Annotated in this window: 16 protein-coding genes; 8 read left to right on the top strand and 8 right to left on the bottom strand. The window is 72.2% G+C overall.

Annotated features, from left to right (window positions below; genetic code table 11):
- Positions 1-53: 53 nt before the first annotated feature.
- Positions 54-830 carry a phosphatase PAP2 family protein gene (locus tag OJ997_RS00080; RefSeq protein ID WP_270022927.1) on the top strand — a complete coding sequence of 259 codons (777 nt, stop codon included), beginning with the start codon at positions 54-56 and terminating at the stop codon, positions 828-830.
- Here the strand turns inward: OJ997_RS00080 and OJ997_RS00075 are convergent.
- Positions 746-1,690 carry a lysylphosphatidylglycerol synthase domain-containing protein gene (locus OJ997_RS00075; protein WP_270022926.1) on the bottom strand — a complete coding sequence of 315 codons (945 nt, stop codon included), beginning with the start codon at positions 1,688-1,690 and terminating at the stop codon, positions 746-748. The two genes, OJ997_RS00080 and OJ997_RS00075, sit on opposite strands and share 85 nt — an antisense overlap.
- A gap of 116 nt (positions 1,691-1,806) precedes the next feature.
- Between OJ997_RS00075 and OJ997_RS00070 the strand changes: the two genes are divergently transcribed.
- Positions 1,807-2,148, top strand: coding sequence for a YciI family protein (locus OJ997_RS00070; protein ID WP_270022925.1), 342 nt, complete (start codon positions 1,807-1,809; stop codon positions 2,146-2,148).
- Positions 2,145-3,317, top strand: coding sequence for an RNA polymerase sigma factor (locus OJ997_RS00065; protein WP_270022924.1), 1,173 nt, complete (start codon positions 2,145-2,147; stop codon positions 3,315-3,317). Before OJ997_RS00070 ends, OJ997_RS00065 begins: the two co-directional genes overlap by 4 nt.
- Here the strand turns inward: OJ997_RS00065 and OJ997_RS00060 are convergent.
- The 3 genes from OJ997_RS00060 to OJ997_RS00050 all read right to left on the bottom strand — a co-directional run bounded on the left by OJ997_RS00060 (position 3,304) and on the right by OJ997_RS00050 (position 7,231).
- Positions 3,304-5,679 carry a WD40/YVTN/BNR-like repeat-containing protein gene (locus OJ997_RS00060; RefSeq protein ID WP_270022922.1) on the bottom strand — a complete coding sequence of 792 codons (2,376 nt, stop codon included), beginning with the start codon at positions 5,677-5,679 and terminating at the stop codon, positions 3,304-3,306. The genes OJ997_RS00065 and OJ997_RS00060 overlap by 14 nt on opposite strands.
- Before the next feature lie 242 nt (positions 5,680-5,921).
- Positions 5,922-6,239, bottom strand: a complete 318-nt coding sequence (locus tag OJ997_RS37265; RefSeq protein WP_270022921.1) for a helix-turn-helix domain-containing protein — start codon at positions 6,237-6,239, stop codon at positions 5,922-5,924.
- 98 nt (positions 6,240-6,337) lie between these two features.
- On the bottom strand, positions 6,338-7,231 hold the full coding sequence (locus tag OJ997_RS00050) for a PucR family transcriptional regulator ligand-binding domain-containing protein (protein ID WP_270022920.1): 894 nt from the start codon (positions 7,229-7,231) through the stop codon (positions 6,338-6,340).
- A 56-nt stretch (positions 7,232-7,287) separates the two neighbouring features.
- Between OJ997_RS00050 and OJ997_RS00045 the strand changes: the two genes are divergently transcribed.
- Genes OJ997_RS00045 through OJ997_RS00035 form a run of 3 tightly spaced genes read left to right on the top strand, consistent with a single transcriptional unit; the run spans position 7,288 to position 10,555 of the window.
- Positions 7,288-8,517, top strand: a complete 1,230-nt coding sequence (locus OJ997_RS00045) for an aspartate aminotransferase family protein (RefSeq protein WP_270022918.1) — start codon at positions 7,288-7,290, stop codon at positions 8,515-8,517.
- On the top strand, positions 8,514-10,376 hold the full coding sequence (locus tag OJ997_RS00040; protein WP_270022917.1) for a primary-amine oxidase: 1,863 nt from the start codon (positions 8,514-8,516) through the stop codon (positions 10,374-10,376). Before OJ997_RS00045 ends, OJ997_RS00040 begins: the two co-directional genes overlap by 4 nt.
- Before the next feature lie 47 nt (positions 10,377-10,423).
- Positions 10,424-10,555 (top strand): hypothetical protein, encoded by a 132-nt coding sequence (locus OJ997_RS00035; protein ID WP_270022915.1) that lies wholly within the window; start codon positions 10,424-10,426, stop codon positions 10,553-10,555.
- Here OJ997_RS00035 and OJ997_RS00030 read toward each other — a convergent pair.
- Complete coding sequence (locus tag OJ997_RS00030) at positions 10,552-11,172, bottom strand: glutathione S-transferase family protein (RefSeq protein WP_270022913.1); 621 nt, start codon at positions 11,170-11,172, stop codon at positions 10,552-10,554. The two genes, OJ997_RS00035 and OJ997_RS00030, sit on opposite strands and share 4 nt — an antisense overlap.
- Positions 11,169-11,894, bottom strand: a complete 726-nt coding sequence (locus OJ997_RS00025) for a dienelactone hydrolase family protein (protein WP_270022911.1) — start codon at positions 11,892-11,894, stop codon at positions 11,169-11,171. Before OJ997_RS00025 ends, OJ997_RS00030 begins: the two co-directional genes overlap by 4 nt.
- Before the next feature lie 28 nt (positions 11,895-11,922).
- Here OJ997_RS00025 and OJ997_RS00020 point away from each other — a divergent pair, with 28 nt between their 5' ends.
- The gene (locus tag OJ997_RS00020; protein WP_270022910.1) at positions 11,923-13,395 is read left to right on the top strand and encodes an aminotransferase class I/II-fold pyridoxal phosphate-dependent enzyme; all 1,473 of its coding nucleotides are present in this window, start codon (positions 11,923-11,925) and stop codon (positions 13,393-13,395) included.
- Here the strand turns inward: OJ997_RS00020 and OJ997_RS00015 are convergent.
- Together OJ997_RS00015 and OJ997_RS37260 are read right to left on the bottom strand one after the other, a co-directional pair.
- A complete protein-coding gene (locus tag OJ997_RS00015) occupies positions 13,389-13,838 on the bottom strand; it encodes a DUF4396 domain-containing protein (protein ID WP_270022909.1) in 450 nt (149 codons plus the stop codon). The two genes, OJ997_RS00020 and OJ997_RS00015, sit on opposite strands and share 7 nt — an antisense overlap.
- A complete protein-coding gene (locus OJ997_RS37260) occupies positions 13,828-15,210 on the bottom strand; it encodes a LuxR family transcriptional regulator (RefSeq protein WP_270022908.1) in 1,383 nt (460 codons plus the stop codon). The genes OJ997_RS00015 and OJ997_RS37260 overlap by 11 nt, the downstream gene beginning before the upstream one ends.
- Here OJ997_RS37260 and OJ997_RS00005 point away from each other — a divergent pair.
- Positions 15,190-15,378 (top strand): hypothetical protein (locus tag OJ997_RS00005; RefSeq protein ID WP_270022907.1); only part of this gene is annotated, 189 nt, incomplete at its 3' end. The two genes, OJ997_RS37260 and OJ997_RS00005, sit on opposite strands and share 21 nt — an antisense overlap.

The following is a 15,378-nucleotide window of genomic DNA, read 5'->3' as shown; positions in this document are numbered from 1 at the left end:
CTTTGGTGGCTCCACGGCTGTAAGCGGATGGAGGCGCGCGTAACTTGCACTGCATGCTCGCCGCCACGACCTTCCGCCCCGCCAGCGGCCTGCGGCTGCCGTTCTCGCGCCGGGCCCGCATCCAGATCGGGCTCTTCCTGCTCGCCTACGCCGTCTACACCGTCGCGCGCTTCTTCACGATCGGCGACCTCGCCGACGCGACGCACAACGCGCACTGGATCGTGGACCTGCAGAACGCGGTCGGCGTCGGCATCGAGTCCTCGGTGCAGCAGGGCCTCGACGGCACGTGGGTGCTGTGGGTGCTCAACCGGCTGTACCTGATCGCGCAGCTCGGCGTGATCCCGGCGGTGCTGATCTTCCTCTACAACCGCTCGTGGGCGATCTACGCGACGCTGCGCAACACGATCCTGGCGACGTGGCTGCTGTCGGTGCCGATCTACGGCCTGTTCCCGGTCGCGCCGCCGCGGCTCGCGGGGATCGGGATCGAGGACACGATCACCTCGCAGACGGGCATGAGCATGACGTCGAACTTCTCGACCAGCTTCTTCAACGAGCTGGCGGCGGTGCCGTCGCTGCACGTCGGGTTCGCCGTGGCCGTCGGCTTCGCGCTCTTCGCCTCGCTCAAGCACCCGGTGCTGCGGGCGATCGCGCTGCTCTGGGGCCCGGTCGTCGCGCTCGCCGTCGTCGCGACCGGCAACCACTTCGTGTTCGACGCGGTGGCCGGGATCGCCGCGGCCGTGGCCGGCTACGGCTTGGCGCTGATGGCGGCGCGGATGCGCGTGAAGCGCCCGACGCCCGCCAGCCTCGGGCCGGCGTTCGCCGAAGCCTGAGTCACGGTCAGGATCAGCGCGAGCGCGGTGCCGACCACGGTCAGCACCGTGCTCGTCCCCACGAAGAACGCGGCGAGCTCGGCCGGCGGCACGTAGGTGCCGGTGACCGGGCCGAAGGTGGCGGCGAGGATCGCGACGCCGGTGCCGACGCTCGCCGGCGAGAACGGCACGAGCCGCCCGCCGCACTGGGCGAACGTGACGAGCAGGACCGCTGCGAGCGTCGCCGGCAGGTGGAACGCGGCGAGGAAGCAGCCGAGCGCGGCGAGCCGGAGCACGCGGCTGGCCAGCTGCCACGGCAGCACGTGGCGCGCGTAGGTGCGTGGGTGCTTGAGCGGCTCGCAACCGGCCTTCATGCGCGTGAAGAAGCGACAGACCCGGGCGCTGCGGCGCGCGAGCAGCCCGGCGCCCACGAGCGTGAGCACGGCGGCCGCGACGTACAGGCCGACGGTGGCGCTCGGCGTGAGGTCCGGGCCGACGCCGATCGCGAGCGCCAGGGCGAGCAGGCCGAGCCCGAGCGTGGCCTCCCCCACCGTCTCGGCGACGAGCGTGCCGGTCAGGAACGCGCGGTTGCCGCGGCCTTCCATCCGGCGGGCGAGCAGCAGCACGCGCACCGCGTCGCCGCCACGCGCGGAGACCACGCCGCCCGCGCCCGCGCCGGCCACCCAGGCGGTGATCACGTCGCGCATCCGCGGCGGCTGGTCGCTCGCGCCATTGACGATCGCGAACCAGCCACACCCGCGCGCGACCTGGTTGGCGAGGTGCAGGACCACGCCCAGCACCAGCCAGCCCGCCGAGACGCCGGCGACGGCTTCGACCAGGCCCGCCACGGCACGCTCCAGAGCGCTGGCCACGTCAGGCATCTAAGGCAAGGGTACCCGCGAACCTAAACGTCCAGGACGTTTAAGTTCGCGCGGTTGTCGATGTGGCGGGATGCCGTTCGTGTAGAGGGTGAAACGATGCCCAAGGAGGCCTTCTCATGACCCAGTACGCGCTCATCGTCCACCAGCCCGACGGCGACCCGCCCGCCGACATCGACTTCGAGGCGATGGGCCGCGAGCTCGGGGCGTTGCGGCAGGAGATGGAGAGCGCCGGCGTGTGGGTGTTCGCCGGCGGTCTCGCCCCCGCGTCCACCGCGACCGTCCTGCAGGCGTCGGGTGGCGAGGTGCTGATGACCGACGGGCCCTACCCCGAGGGCCACGAGCACATCGGCGGGCTGACGGTGATCGAGGCCGAGGACCTCGACGCCGCGCTGGAGTGGGGCCGCAAGTCGGCGCGGATCATCGGCTTGCCGATCGAGGTGCGGCCGTTCCAGGGTTGAGCGTCGAAGATGCCTTTCGCGCCGAGCACGGCCGCGCGGTGGCCGTGCTCGTCGGCGTCTTCGGCGACCTCGACGTCGCCGAGGACGCGGTGGCGGACGCGTTCACCGTCGCCGTGGAGCGTTGGCCGGTCGACGGCGTGCCGCCCAGTCCCGCCGGCTGGATCATCACCACCGCGCGGCGGCGGGCGATCGACCGGCTGCGCCGTGAGGCGTCCCGTGACGACCGCCACGCGCAGGCCGCGCTGCTCGCGGCCCAGCGGGCCGGGCCGCACGAGGAGGTCGGTCCCGTGCGGGACGACCGGCTGCGGCTGATCTTCACCTGCTGCCACCCGTCGCTGGCGATGCCCGCGCGGGTGGCGCTGACCCTGCGCCTGCTCGGCGGCCTCTCGACCGCGGAGATCGCCCGCGCGTTCCTCGTGCCCGAGGCGACGATGGCGCAGCGGCTGGTGCGGGCGAAGGGCAAGATCCGCGACGCGCGCATTCCCTATCGGGTGCCGCGGGAAGCGGATCTGCCCGAGCGGGTCAAGGCGGTGCTGGCCGTCGTCTACCTGATCTTCAACCAGGGCTACGTCGGGCCGCGGGACGAGCTGTGCGACGAGGCGATCCGGCTGGGGCGCGCGCTGGTCAAGCTGATGCCGGACGAGCCCGAGGCCGCGGGGCTGCTCGCCCTGATGCTGCTCGTGTACTCGCGGCGGGAAGCCCGCGCGGGCGGCGTGCTGCTGCGCGACCAGGACCGCGCCCTGTGGGACGCGGCGATGATCATCGAGGGCCAGGCGCTGGTGCGACGGCTGATCGCCCGCAACGCGCCGGGGCCCTACCAGCTGCAGGCCGCGATCAACGCGGTCCACAGCGAGGGCGTGACCGACTGGCCGCAGGTCGTGGCGCTCTACGACCAGCTGCTCCTGTTCACGCCGACCCCGGTGGTCGCGCTGCACCGCGCGGTGGCGGTGGCGGAAGTGTCGGGCGCGGCGGCTGCGCTGGCGCTCGTGGACGAGCTCGAGCTCGAGACCTACCACCTGTTCCACGCGGTGCGCGCGGACCTCCTGCGCCGCCTGGGGCGGCGTGACGAAGCGCGCGACGCCTACGCGGCCGCGCTCCCGTTGACCGAGAGCGAGACCGAGCAGGCGTTGATCCGGCGCCGGATCGCCGAGCTGGCTACTTCTTCGTGACCTTGAACTTCACGGTGCGCGCCTTGCCGCGGTTGCCCGCGGCGTCGACGGGCGTGACGACGGCGGTGTAGGAGCCGGTCGCCAGCTTCTTCTTGGGCATCGACACCTTCGTCGAGCCGGCCTTCACCTTGACCTTGAAGGAGGTCACCTTCTTCTTGCCCTTGCGGTACTCGACGCTGAGCGAGCCGGCCTCGGAGAGATTGATCTTCAGCGAGAGCGCCTTGCCGCGCTTGACCTTCGTGGCGACGGCCTTGGCGGAGCCCAGGACGGGCGCGACCTTGTCGCCGGGGAGCGGCTGGGGCTGCGGCTGCGGCTGGGGCTGGGGCTGCGGGTTCCCGCCACCGCCGTTGCCGCCGCCACCGTTGTCGCCCCCACCGCCGCCGTTCTGGGGCTCCTCGACGACGACCGGCTCGTTCGTGACGACGTCGCTGAGCGGCGTGTAGACCGTGACCGGGTTCGGGAGCTTGTTGGCGATGTTGGAGTCGACGGTGATCTCGACGCGGAAGCGCTTGCCGAGGTCGCCCGGCTTGAGGACGTAGCCCGCGGTCTTGTCGTTGAGCGTCTCGCAGCTGCCGCCGTCGGCCCCGCAACGCTGCCAGCGGCGCTCGAACCGCGTGCCGGAGTAGGCCCAGGTGCCGACGCCGGACAGGAGCGTGTGGCCGACGTAGGCCGTGCCGCCGAGCGTCGGCGCGCTCGTCTGCTTCGGGTTCGGGGCGAAGATCTCGTTCGTCACGCCGGTGCAGTCGAGGGTCTTGGAGCCCGAGGCGTTCGTGCCGGTGACGGCCACGCACAGGCGCTTGCCGACGTTGGCGTCCGTCAGGAAGTACGTGGAGTTGACGGCGCCGTCGATCTTGGTGCAGTCGGCGCCGTTGACGTTGCACTGGAACCACTGGAACGACTGCGAGGTGGCGGCCGGGTTGAACAGCCAGTTCTGGGCCTGCAGGCTCATCCCGGGCTGCGGGAAGGCGGTGTCGGGCGTGACCTTGATCGAGCCCGTGCTCGTCTGGTTGTCACCGGGCAGCGTGCCGGCCTTCGGGCCCGACGACGCGGTCTGGTCGGTGTAGGCGACCGCCAGGCCGCCGGTCGGGAAGTCGTTCTGGGCGATGACCTTCAGGCGGTACTTCTTGCCCATCGCGGGGATCAGGAACTCGGAGTCGGTCGCGCCGTCGATGTCGTCGCAGGTGCCGTCCGTGCAGTCCTGCCACTGGTAGGTGAACTCGATCGTCGGCGTGCCGGTCCACGAGCCGTGCGTCTGGACCTCGAGCGTCTTGCCGGCGGCGGGCGTGACCGCCTTCAGCGTCGGCTTGGTGCCGGTGTAGATCGGCGGGAGCAGCGTCAGCGCGTAGCCGCCGCCGCCCGAGCTGCCGGCGATCAGCGTGCCCGGCGTGTTGATGTAGCTGACGAGGCCCCAGATGATCGGCTTGTCGAGGCCCGCCATCGTCAGGTGACGCCACTTGACCTTGCCCGGGAGCGGGTGCAGGTCGGTCTGGCCCGCCCAGACGCCGTCGTCGGTGCCGGCGTAGATGCGCTTGGTGTCGACGCCGTTGAACTGGGTGATCGCACGGACGGTCGTGCCGCCGAGGATCTTGGTCCAGGTCAGGCCGGCGTTGATCGAGCGAAACAGGCCGTCGGTCGAGCCCGCGTAGTAGATGTTCGGGTACTTGTCGTCGGCCCAGGCGCGCAGCGTCACGCCGGAGATGCCGTCGTTGGAGAGCGTCCAGGTGGAGCCGAAGTCGGTCGAGATGTAGATGCCGCTCTGGGTCGCGGCGTAGACGATCGCGCCGTTGTCCTTGAACGAGCCCATGCTCCAGACCGACTCGGACGCGACCATGCCGTTGCCCGGCGCGGGCTTCTTCCAGGTCGCGCCGCCGTCGGTGGACTTGTAGACGCCGCCGCTGGCGACGCCCGCGAGCATCGGGCTGCCGGGCAGGATGCCGGTGAACACGGCCTGGACGGCCGCGTTGAGCTTCTTCGGGTTCTTCGGGTCGTCCTCCGGGCCCTGCGCCACCGGCTGGAAGCCGCCGCCCGCGTTCTTGAACAGGCCGGCGGACGTGCCGGCGTAGACCGTCGCGCCGCTCGTGAACACGCTGCGGACGTCCTTGGCGCCCGGGATGTTCTCCAGGCCGCTGTTGAACGGGGCCCACGTGATCCCGTTGTTGACCGAGCGCATCACGCCCCCGGCCTCGGTGGCCGCGTACATGGTCGTGGGCGGCGTGCCCGTGGCGTACTCACGGACGAACGAGGCCCCGTTGGACCCGTTCAGGCCCGGGAGCCCGAGCCAGTCCGCGTGGGCGGCGGGAGCGGCGGCGAATGTAAGCAGCGTGGAAACGGCGAGCGTCGTCAGCAGGGGGCGGTGGCGCATGGCCGGGGAAGCTACGGACCGCCCGGAGGCCCCATGTGGCGGTCAGCAGGTGAGCCCTCGGCGCTCAACCGGCGAACGTGGTGCGGAGAACCGTAGTAATCGTCCTTGCGTCCAGCCAAGGTCCCGCCAAGCCCCGCGTGACACCTTGGAGGTCGATATGACTCACATGAGACGCAACTGGGATCTTCTCGTCACCTCCAGCGCCCTGGCCGTCGTGGTCTTCGGCGTCGCCGCGCCTCACGTCAAGCGGCTCGTGTCGACAGCGCGAGCATGAGCTCCGCGACCGTCGCGGGCGCCTTGAGCGACCGCCCGAGCAGCGCCTCCACCCGGCCGAGCCGGTAGCGCAACGTGTTCGGGTGCACGTGCAGCGCGGCCGCGGCCGCGCCGACGTCCTGATCGCGCGCGAAGTACTCCACGAGCGCCGCCAGCACCGGCTCCGGCAAGGGATCGAGCAGCGCGTCCACGCGCGGGCGCACGAGCTCGGGATCGACCTCGGCCAGCAGCAGCGCGGGCAGGTCGAACGCCTCGAACGACGGTAGCCCGCGCTCGAGGGCAAGCACGGCGTCGCGATACGAGCGCGGGACGCCCGCGACGTCTGAGATGGCCCGGCCCCCAAGGTCCCCATGGGTCAGGGCGACCCATCGATCCTTGTGCTGGGTCACGAGGAGCCCCGAAATGGGCTCGTCGGCCACCACGACGCGCGCCGGGAACGTGACGCCGAACGAGGCGGCGCGCGCGGCCAGGCCGCGCGTCTCCGCGCCCGGCGTGAGCTCCAGCAGCTCGTCCAGCAGCGCCGCGCGGACGGCGCGCTCCTGGTCGCGGGCCAGCTCCGCCAGGCGTTCGGTGGCGGCGAGCAGCGGCGCCGCGGCCTGGCCGCCGCTCTCGCCAGCGGGACGCGGCGGCGGGCGGTCACCGCGAGCCAGCCCGCCTCGGCGATCGGCACCGTCACGACGTGCCAGCCGTCCTCCTCGAACTCGCGCTCGGCCACGCGGCGGCGCACGCGCTCGGGATCCGGCGTCGTGCCCGCGGACGGCCCGTCGAGCACGAACGCGCCCGCGTCGAGCATCCGGGCGAGGCGTGAGACCATCGCCGCACGCGGGTCCGGCTCGCGCAGCGCGTCCACGAGGTGGCGCTGGATCGCGGTCAGCCGTTGGTAGCGGTGCAGGTCGCTCGACAGGGACGAGCGCGCGACGAAGCTCGTGATGTCCCGGAACGCGGTCTCCAGCGGCACCGCGAGCACGGGGAACGACCGCGCGCGGGCCTCCTCGACCAGCGCGCGCGGCGGCCGTTGGAACACGAGCCCGAGGCCGATGCCCAACGCGCTGATGCCCGCCTCGTCGAGCTCCGCGATCAACGCGCGCTGCGCCGCGGCACTCCCGCGCAGCCGCAGGCCGGCCGTGAGCATGAGCCAGCGGCGCTCGAGGAACCGCGTCGGCGCCTCGACGTCGATCGAGTGCGCGCCAGCGACTTCCCGCGCGAGGGCGTCGGCGCCCCCGGCCACGAGCTTGAGGCCGAGCTCGTCGGCGGCTAGTAGATCGGCTAAAACGAGCATCGCAGCTTTGTGACTTGCACAATAGTGTCCGCGCGGGTGAGGAGGACACTGCGGCCATGAGCGCAACCCAGATCTCCTCCACCCGCGAGCGCTGGGTCGCGCGCGGCGTCAGCGCCCCCGCGATCGAGGCCGTCGCCGCCAAGGGCGCGACGATCACCGGCGCCGACGGCGTCGAGTACCTGGACTTCGCGGGCGGGATCGGCTGCCAGAACCTCGGCCACAACCCGGAGGCGGTCGTTGAGGCGATCCACGCGCAGGTCGACCAGTACCTGCACCAGTGCTTCATGGTCGCGGCCTACGAGCCCTACGTGGACGTGTGCCGCAAGCTCGGGGAGCTCTCCCCCTGCCGCGGCGAAGACCAGAAGTCCATCCTGCTCAACTCGGGCGCCGAGGCCGTCGAGAACGCCGTCAAGATCGCCCGCGCCGCGACCGGCCGCCCCGCGATCGTCACGTTCGACCGCGGCTTCCACGGCCGCACGCTGCTGACGATGTCCCTGACGAGCAAGGTCAAGCCGTACAAGGCCGGGTTCGGCCCGTTCGCGCCCGAGATCTACCGCACCGCCGCGCCGTACCCGTACGCCGGCATCTCCTCCGACGACGCGATCCAGGCGCTCGAGGACCTCTTCAAGGCCCACGTCGACCCGCAGTCGGTCGCGGCCGTGATCATCGAGCCCGTCCAGGGCGAGGGCGGCTTCATCCCGCTCCCGGACGACTTTCCGCGCCGGCTGCGCGAGATCTGCGACCGCCACGGCATCCTCTGGATCGACGACGAGGTCCAGGCGGGCGTCGGCCGCACCGGCCCGGTGTGGGCGATCGAGCACTACGACGCGCAGCCCGACCTGCTCGTCTCCGGCAAGTCGCTCGGCGGCGGGCTGCCGCTCTCCGCGGTCACCGGCCGCGCGGAGCTGATGGACGCGGTCGGCCCGGGCGGGCTCGGCGGGACGTTCGGCGGCAACCCGGTCTCGTGCGCGGCGGCGAACGTCGTGCTCGACGAGGTCGTCAAGCTGCGGCCCCAGAGCGAGCGACTCGGCAAGCGCATGCGCGCTGCCCTCGAGGCGATCGACAACCCCGTGATCGGCGAGGTCCGCGGGCTCGGCCCGATGCTCGCGCTCGAGCTCACCGACCCCGCCCGAGCAGCGCAAGCGGTGGCCGCTGCCCGCGCCGAAGGCCTGCTGCTGCTCACGTGCGGGCTGAACGGGAATATCATCCGGCTCCTGCCGCCGCTGACCCTCACCGACGACGAGCTGGCCCGCGGTCTGGACATCCTGGAGCGCGCCTTGCGGTGACCCATCCGCTGGACCCCCTATCGGCCGACGAGCTGCGCGCCGCAGCGGACATCCTGCGGCGCGACCACGGGGTCACGGAGCGCTGGCGGCTGGGGTCGATCGACCTGCGCGAGCCGGAGAAGGGTGACCCCGAGCCGCCGCGCGAGGCCGAGGTCATCGGCTGGGACCGCGACAGCGGTGACGCGTACCGCGCGATCGTCGCGCTCGATCACGGGACCGCGACGATGGAGCGGCTCGAAGGCATCCAGCCCAGCCTGCACCCCGACGAGTGGCACGAGTGCGACGCCGCGCTCAAGCAGGACCCGCGGCTGGTCGAGGCGCTGGCCAAGCGCGGTATCACGGACCTGGAGCTCGTCCTCATCGACGTCTGGGGCTACCGCGGGTACCTCGTCCCGGAGCGCTACGCGGGCCGCCGGCTCGGCTGGACGGACACCTGGTTCCGCAGCGCGCCCGGCGCCAACCCGTACGCGAACCCCGTCAACGGGCTGCACTGCATCGTCGACCTGAACACGATGGAGCTGCTGGAGATCGAGGACACGTTCGTCGTCGACCGGCCGCCGGTGATGGGCGAGTACGTGCCCCGCTTCGTGCCGGACATGACGCCACGCACGGACATCAAGCCGGTCGAGATCACGCAGCCCGAGGGCGTCTCGTTCAAGCTCGACGGCCATGCGCTGAGCTGGCAGAAGTGGTCGCTGCGGCTGGGCTTCAACCACCGCGAGGGCCTCGTCCTGCACACGTTGCAGTTCGACCAGCGGCCGATCGCGCACCGGCTCTCGCTCGCCGAGATGGTCGTCCCCTACCGCGACCCGACGCCCGACCACGTGCGCCGCACGGCCTACGACATCGGCGAGTGGGGGCTCGGCTACATGACGCAGTCGCTCGAGCTGGGCTGCGACTGCCTGGGTGAGATCCGCTACCTCGACGCGACGCTGCACGACACCAAGGGCGAGCCGTACACGATTCCCAACGCCGTCTGCATCCACGAGGAGGACGACGGCGTGCTGTGGAAGCACGTGGACCATCAGCACGGCGCGGAGGTCAGACGATCACGCCGGCTCGTGATCAGCATCCACGTCACGGTCGCCAACTACGAGTACCTCGTCTACTGGCGCCTCTATCAGGACGGCTCGATCGAGTGCCACGTGCGCGCGACCGGGATCATGGTCGTCGGCCACCTCCCCGACGGCGAGCCGGCCGTGCACGGCACGATGGTCGACACGCGCACCTACGCGCCGTACCACCAGCACTTCCTGATCGCGCGCCTGGACCTCGACATCGACGGCGCCGAAGGCAACACCGTGCACATGGTCGAGACCTGGCCGGGCGGCTACAGCGAAGCCGACCCCCACGGCCTGGGGATCACCCAGCGCTCGATCCCGCTCGCGACCGAGCAGGAGGGTCGCCAGGACTACTGCTGGGACACGCAGCGCGCGTGGAAGGTCACCGGCGCGACCCGCAACCACATCGGCGAGCCGACGGCGTACAAGCTCGTGCCCGGCGCCGCCCTCCCCCATCTGCTGCCCAACGACTCGCCCGTCCTGCGCGACGCGGGCGCGCTGCGCCACACGCTCTGGGTCACGCCCTACGACCGCGAGGAGCGCTGGCCGTGCGGCCCGTTCCCGAACCAGTCCCGAACGGAGGATGAGGGCCTGCCGACCTGGACGGACGCCGACCGCCCGATCGCGGACGCCGACGTGGTGCTCTGGTACGTGTTCGGCATCCACCACATCACGCGCATGGAGGACTGGCCGATCATGCCCGTGGACACCGTCTCGTTCTGGCTCAAGCCGTTCGGGTTCTTCGACCGCAACCCGGCGCTGGACGTTCCTCCGACCCCGTCGCACTGCGAACACTGACCGCTCGGATAGGTGGGCGCGCCGGACATCCGCCTACCGTAGGTCGCATGAGTCAAGCCAAGGTCGACGAGGCCATCTGGTTCGAGAGCGTCGCGAGCGCGCCCGCCCCGTTCGTGCCGGCGTACACGCCCGCGCCACGCCGCGCGGGCTGGCTGAGCCGCCTCCTCCGCAGCCGTTAGCGCCGCTTCTTCGGCTCGGGCATCGGCTCGAGGTCGTTGACGAAGTCCGCCGTCGCCTCCACGCGGTCCAGCCAGCCCGCGATGACCGCGTCCTCGCGCGGGTCCACGCCCGCCTCGCCCGCGCAGTGCACGTAGGCGTAGAGCGCGATGTCGGCGACGGAGTACTGCTCGCCGGCGATGAACGGGCCGCCGTCCGCCAGGCCACGGGCGAGCGCGCTCAGGGCGCGCCGGCCCTGTGAGAGCCGGTTCGCGTAGATCTGCGGATTGTCGTTGACGAGCCCGCGCAGCGCCATGAAGCGCGCGACCGCGAGGCCCGGCTCGATCTGGTTCTGCTCGAAGAACAGCCACTGGTGCACGCGGGCGCGGGCCAGGCCGGGCTCGGGCAGCAGCGGCGTGCCCTCGGCGAGGTAGAGCAGGATCGCGCCGGACTCGGCCAGGAACTCGCCGTCCTCGATCTCCAGCACGGGCACGAGCTTGGTCGGGTTGCGGCTCAGCTGGCCGGGCCGCTCGCGGTCGAAGATGTCGACGTGCACGCGCTCGTAGTCGTAGCCCAGCTGCGCGAGCGCGAGCCGCGCCTTCAGGCAGTTGGCGGAGGCCGGGTGGTCGTAGAGCCTCATCGCAGCACCCTCCGGAAGAACGAGACGGTCTCGGCGAACGCGCGGTCGGTCGCCTCGGGGTCGAAACGCGGGCCGACGTCGCGCCCGAAGGCGTGCTCGGCGTCGTACTCGTGCCACTCGTACTTCGTGCCCGCCGCGTTCAGGCCGAAGCTGACGGCGTCGCGGCCACGCTGCGGCGTGTGCGGGTCGCGCGTACCGAAGATCACCATCAGCTCGCCCTGGATCTCCCCCGCGCGCTGGAGCGCGTCCGAGGTGTCCTTGCCGAGCTTGCCGTCATGCAGGCCGGTCGGGTACCAGAGCGCGGTGCCCGTCACGCGTGCGTCGAACGCGGCGCGGAAGCCGAGATGGCCGCCGGTGCAGTGGCCGGAGGCGCCGACGGGCTCGCCGCGGGCGCTCAGATGGTCGATCGCCGCCGCGATGTCCTCGTCGAACTCGGCGGTGGTGATCGACTCGGCGTCGGCCTGGCCGCGCGCCTTGCCCGCGTCGTCGAAGCCGAGGACGGTGTCCGGTGGCTCCACGCGGTGGTAGATCTCGGGCACGGCGACATGGAAGCCGTAGCCGGCGAGGCGCACCGCCCACCGCAGCGAGCTCTCCGTCAGCTGGAAGATGTCGGTGTAGAAGACGACGCCCGGCCAGGCGCCTTCGGCTTTGGGAGCGGTGACGAAGGTGCGCATGGAGCGCTCGCCGACGGGGATATCGACGTATTCACGGGTGACGACCACCCGCCCATCGTGCCATGCTGACGCCGCCATGGCTTCCCCCGACCAGCCAACCGCGCCCTATCTCGACGCCGTCGTCGCGTACGGCTTCCGCGGCTCGACCCGCTTCCACGTGCCCGGTCACAAGGCCGGCAACGCCGCCGACCTGGGCGTGCGAACCGCGTTCGGCTGGCAGACGCACCGCCTGGACATCCCGCAGGACATCCACGGCGTGGACCTCGGACCGTCGCCGACGCCGTACGAGCGTGCCGAGCAGCTCGCCGCCGAGGCGTACGGCGCCGCGCGCTCGTGGTTCCTGACCAACGGCGCGACGCAGGGCAACCACGCGCTGTGCCTGGCGTTGGCGCCGTTGAACGCGCCGGTCGTCGTGCAGCGCAACGCCCATGCGTCCGTGGTCGACGGGCTCGTCTTGAGTGGTGGGCTGCCGACGTGGGTCGCGCCCGAGTACGAGCCGGTGCTCGGGATGGCGCACGGCGTCACGCCCGAGTCGGTGCGGGCCGCGCTGGAGGCGACGCCCGAAGCGCGCGCCGTGTTCATCGTCTCCCCCACCTACTACGGGATGGCGGCGGACGTCGCGGGCTGCGCGGAGGTCGCGCACGCGGCGGGCGTGCCGCTGGTGGTCGACCAGTCCTGGGGCCCGCACCTCGGCTTCCACGAGGAGCTGCCGCCGAGCGCGCTCACGCAGGGCGCCGACGCGATGCTCACGTCCGTGCACAAGATCGCCGGGTCCTTGACGCAGTCGGCGCTGCTGCACGTGAGCGACTCGGGGCGCATCGATCCTGAGGCGGTCGCGCGGACGTTGCGGCTCGTGCGCTCCACGTCGCCCTCGTCGCTGCTGATGGCGTCGTTGGACGGTGCGCGGCGCCAGCTCGTGCTGCACGGCGAGGCGCTCTTGAGCGGGACGATCGCGGCCTCGCGGCGCACGTGCGCGGCGATCGACGAGATCCCCGGCTGCCGCGTGGTCGGCGACGAGCAGATCGGCCGGCCCGGCGTGGCGGGCCGCGACCCGCTGCGGATCGTGATCGACGTGCGCGGGACGGGCGCGACGGGCTACGAGATGGCCGCCGCGCTGCGCTCGAACTTCGACACGCAGGTGGAGCTCGCCACGCAGGCGACGATCGTGCTCGTGCTCGGCCTGGACGAGCCGCCGCGCGAGCTCGAGCGCTTCATCCACGATCTGACGTGGATCGCCAAGCGGATGGAGCGGCCGGGCGAGACCGAGGAGGTCACGCTCGCGACCGGGACGTTCGAGAACGAGGTCGTGGTCGCGCCGCGCGAGGCCTTCCTGGGGGCTTCAGAAGTGGTCGCGGTCGACGACTCGATCGGCCGCGTGAGCGCCGAGGCGATCGCGGGCTACCCGCCCGGCATCCCCGTGCTGCTGCCGGGCGAGCGGATCACGGACGACGTGATCGCCTACCTGCGGTCGCTGAAGGCGGTCGGCGCGCGCCTGCACGGCGCGAGCGACCCCGACTTCGCGACCATCCACGTGATGGTCGTTCAGTGATGCTGGTGGACGACCGCGTGGCCCTTGCCGCGTGAGATCAGCCAGCGGTTGACCGGGTAGGCCGCGGCGCCCGCGATCAGCAGCGCGGCCGCCAGCGCGGCCCAGAAGCCGACGTCGGACAGCGTGGCGTCCATCGCGCCGGGGATCAGCAGCATGATCGCGTTGTCGACCAGCTCCATGATCGCGATCGAGATCGTGTCCGAGGCGAGCGCGAGCGGGATGACCGCGGACAGCGCCAGGCCCGAGCGCAGCAGCGGGATGCTCGTGAACGTGTAGCCGAACAGGAACGCGAGGGCGATCGCGAGCACGATCGTCGCGCCGTCGGACCACCCGAAGGCGGTGCCGATGATCATGCCCAGCACTTCACCCACGGCACAGCCGGACAGGCAGTGCACCGTGGCGCTGAACGCCAGGCGGTTCAGGTTCTGGTGCTCATGCTGCATACCCCCTAAGGGTATCAGCGAGCTGGGATCGGCTGCTGATCCCGAGCTTGGTGTAGGCGCGGCCGAGGTGCACCTCGACGGTCTTGGCGGTCACGAACAGCGCTTCGGCGATGTCGCGGTTGCGGTGGCCCTGCGCGGCGAGCTCGGCGACGCGCCGCTCGGATGGCGTCAAGCCCTCGGGGCCGTGCTGGGCGACGCGCTGTGGGCGCGCGCCGGCGATCACGAGCTCGTCGTGGGCGTGCTTCTCGAGGGCCTTCGCGCCGGTCTGCAGCGCCAGCTCGCGCGCCTCGCGCAACGGGTCGCGAGCATCGGCGCGGCGATTGGCGCGGCGCAGGGTCGCGCCGTACGCCGTGAGCGCCTCGGCGAGGATCAGGCGGCTGGGCGAGCGGCGCGCCGCGGCCACCGCCTGTTCGAGCAGTCCGATCTCGGCTTCACGGGCGAGCGCGAGCCGCGCACCGGCGACGAGCACCCGCGCCTCGTGGCCGTGCAGGTCCCGTTCCCGCGCGCGGGTGAGCTGGGCGTCGGCGAGCGCCCGGGCCTCGTCGACCCGGCCGGCCTCGGCGAGCGCCGTGATCATCGTGACGCGCGTGGCGTTGCGGAACGACGCGATCCAGCCGCGGCGGTCCTCGAGCGCGATGTGCGCCTCCAGCTCCGTCAGCGCTTCCCGCGGGCGGCCGCGCTCAAGCAGGATGCGTCCGCGCAGCGCGTTGAAGCCGCAGATCGGCAGCAGCGTGTCCCGTGGTTCCGGCGCAAGGAGCGGGTCGCCGAGCAGGCGCTCGGCCTCGTCGATGTCGCCCGCGTCGAGCAGCGAGGCCGCGAGCGAGGCGCGGACGGAGCGCGTCGCCCCGCCGCCGGAGAGCGCCATCTGGATCTCGATCGCGACCCGGGCCGCTTCCTGTGCCGCCTCCAGGTTGCCGAACTCGTGCTCCCAGCGCGCGCGGGCCATCGCGATCCCGCCCATGCCGACCCGCGAGCCGGTGCGCCGTGCCACATCGGCGAACGTCTCGATCGCTGCGCGCGCCTCGTCGGCGGCCTCGACCGCCATCAGCGCCTCGATCGCGTACAGCGCGGCGGGCTGCTCGGAGCGCTGGGAGAGCGAGCCGTCGGCGAGCGCGGCGGCGGCCAGCTCGCGCACCTCGCTCGCGGACGCACCGACCGCGGCCCGATCGAACGCCCGGTGCGCAAGCACGGCGGGCCGCGCCTGCGCGCTCGCGAGCCGCCGCGTGCGCTCCTGGGCGAGCTCCTCGTCGTAGTTGAGCCCGTCGAACAGGTCGTCCTCGAGCTCCGCGGCCAGCGCGGGATCGGCGCCGCGCACCCGTTCGATGCCGCGGTCCAGCGTGGCGGCCGCCTCGTGCGCCCGGCCACTGATCACGAGCAGCCGCGCGAGCGCCTGTGCGGCCCGCGCCGCGACGACGGGGTCCGCGGACTCGACGGACGCGGCGAGATGCTCACGCGCCGCGGGGTCGCCGGCCCGCGCCTCGGCGAGGCCGAGCAGGAGCAGCAGCCGCGCGGGCGCGCCGTCGCCGCGGGAGGCCTAAGG

This window comes from Solirubrobacter phytolaccae, assembly GCF_027587195.1.
GTDB classification, from domain to species: Bacteria; Actinomycetota; Thermoleophilia; order Solirubrobacterales; family Solirubrobacteraceae; genus Solirubrobacter; species Solirubrobacter phytolaccae.
This window is presented reverse-complemented; position numbering and strand designations above follow the sequence as displayed.

What these genes read in the sequence shown, in the direction of transcription:
- OJ997_RS00050 (WP_270022920.1), bottom strand. Translation starts at nt 7,231, where the DNA reads ATGCTCGTTTTAGCCGATCTACTAGCCGCCGACGAGCTCGGCCTCAAG.
- OJ997_RS00020 (WP_270022910.1), top strand. Translation starts at nt 11,923, where the DNA reads ATGGCTTCCCCCGACCAGCCAACCGCGCCCTATCTCGACGCCGTCGTC.
- OJ997_RS00045 (WP_270022918.1), top strand. Translation starts at nt 7,288, where the DNA reads ATGAGCGCAACCCAGATCTCCTCCACCCGCGAGCGCTGGGTCGCGCGC.
- OJ997_RS00030 (WP_270022913.1), bottom strand. Translation starts at nt 11,172, where the DNA reads ATGAGGCTCTACGACCACCCGGCCTCCGCCAACTGCCTGAAGGCGCGG.
- OJ997_RS00070 (WP_270022925.1), top strand. Translation starts at nt 1,807, where the DNA reads ATGACCCAGTACGCGCTCATCGTCCACCAGCCCGACGGCGACCCGCCC.
- OJ997_RS00060 (WP_270022922.1), bottom strand. Translation starts at nt 5,679, where the DNA reads ATGCGCCACCGCCCCCTGCTGACGACGCTCGCCGTTTCCACGCTGCTT.
- OJ997_RS00075 (WP_270022926.1), bottom strand. Translation starts at nt 1,690, where the DNA reads ATGCCTGACGTGGCCAGCGCTCTGGAGCGTGCCGTGGCGGGCCTGGTC.
- OJ997_RS00015 (WP_270022909.1), bottom strand. Translation starts at nt 13,838, where the DNA reads ATGCAGCATGAGCACCAGAACCTGAACCGCCTGGCGTTCAGCGCCACG.
- OJ997_RS00080 (WP_270022927.1), top strand. Translation starts at nt 54, where the DNA reads ATGCTCGCCGCCACGACCTTCCGCCCCGCCAGCGGCCTGCGGCTGCCG.
- OJ997_RS00035 (WP_270022915.1), top strand. Translation starts at nt 10,424, where the DNA reads ATGAGTCAAGCCAAGGTCGACGAGGCCATCTGGTTCGAGAGCGTCGCG.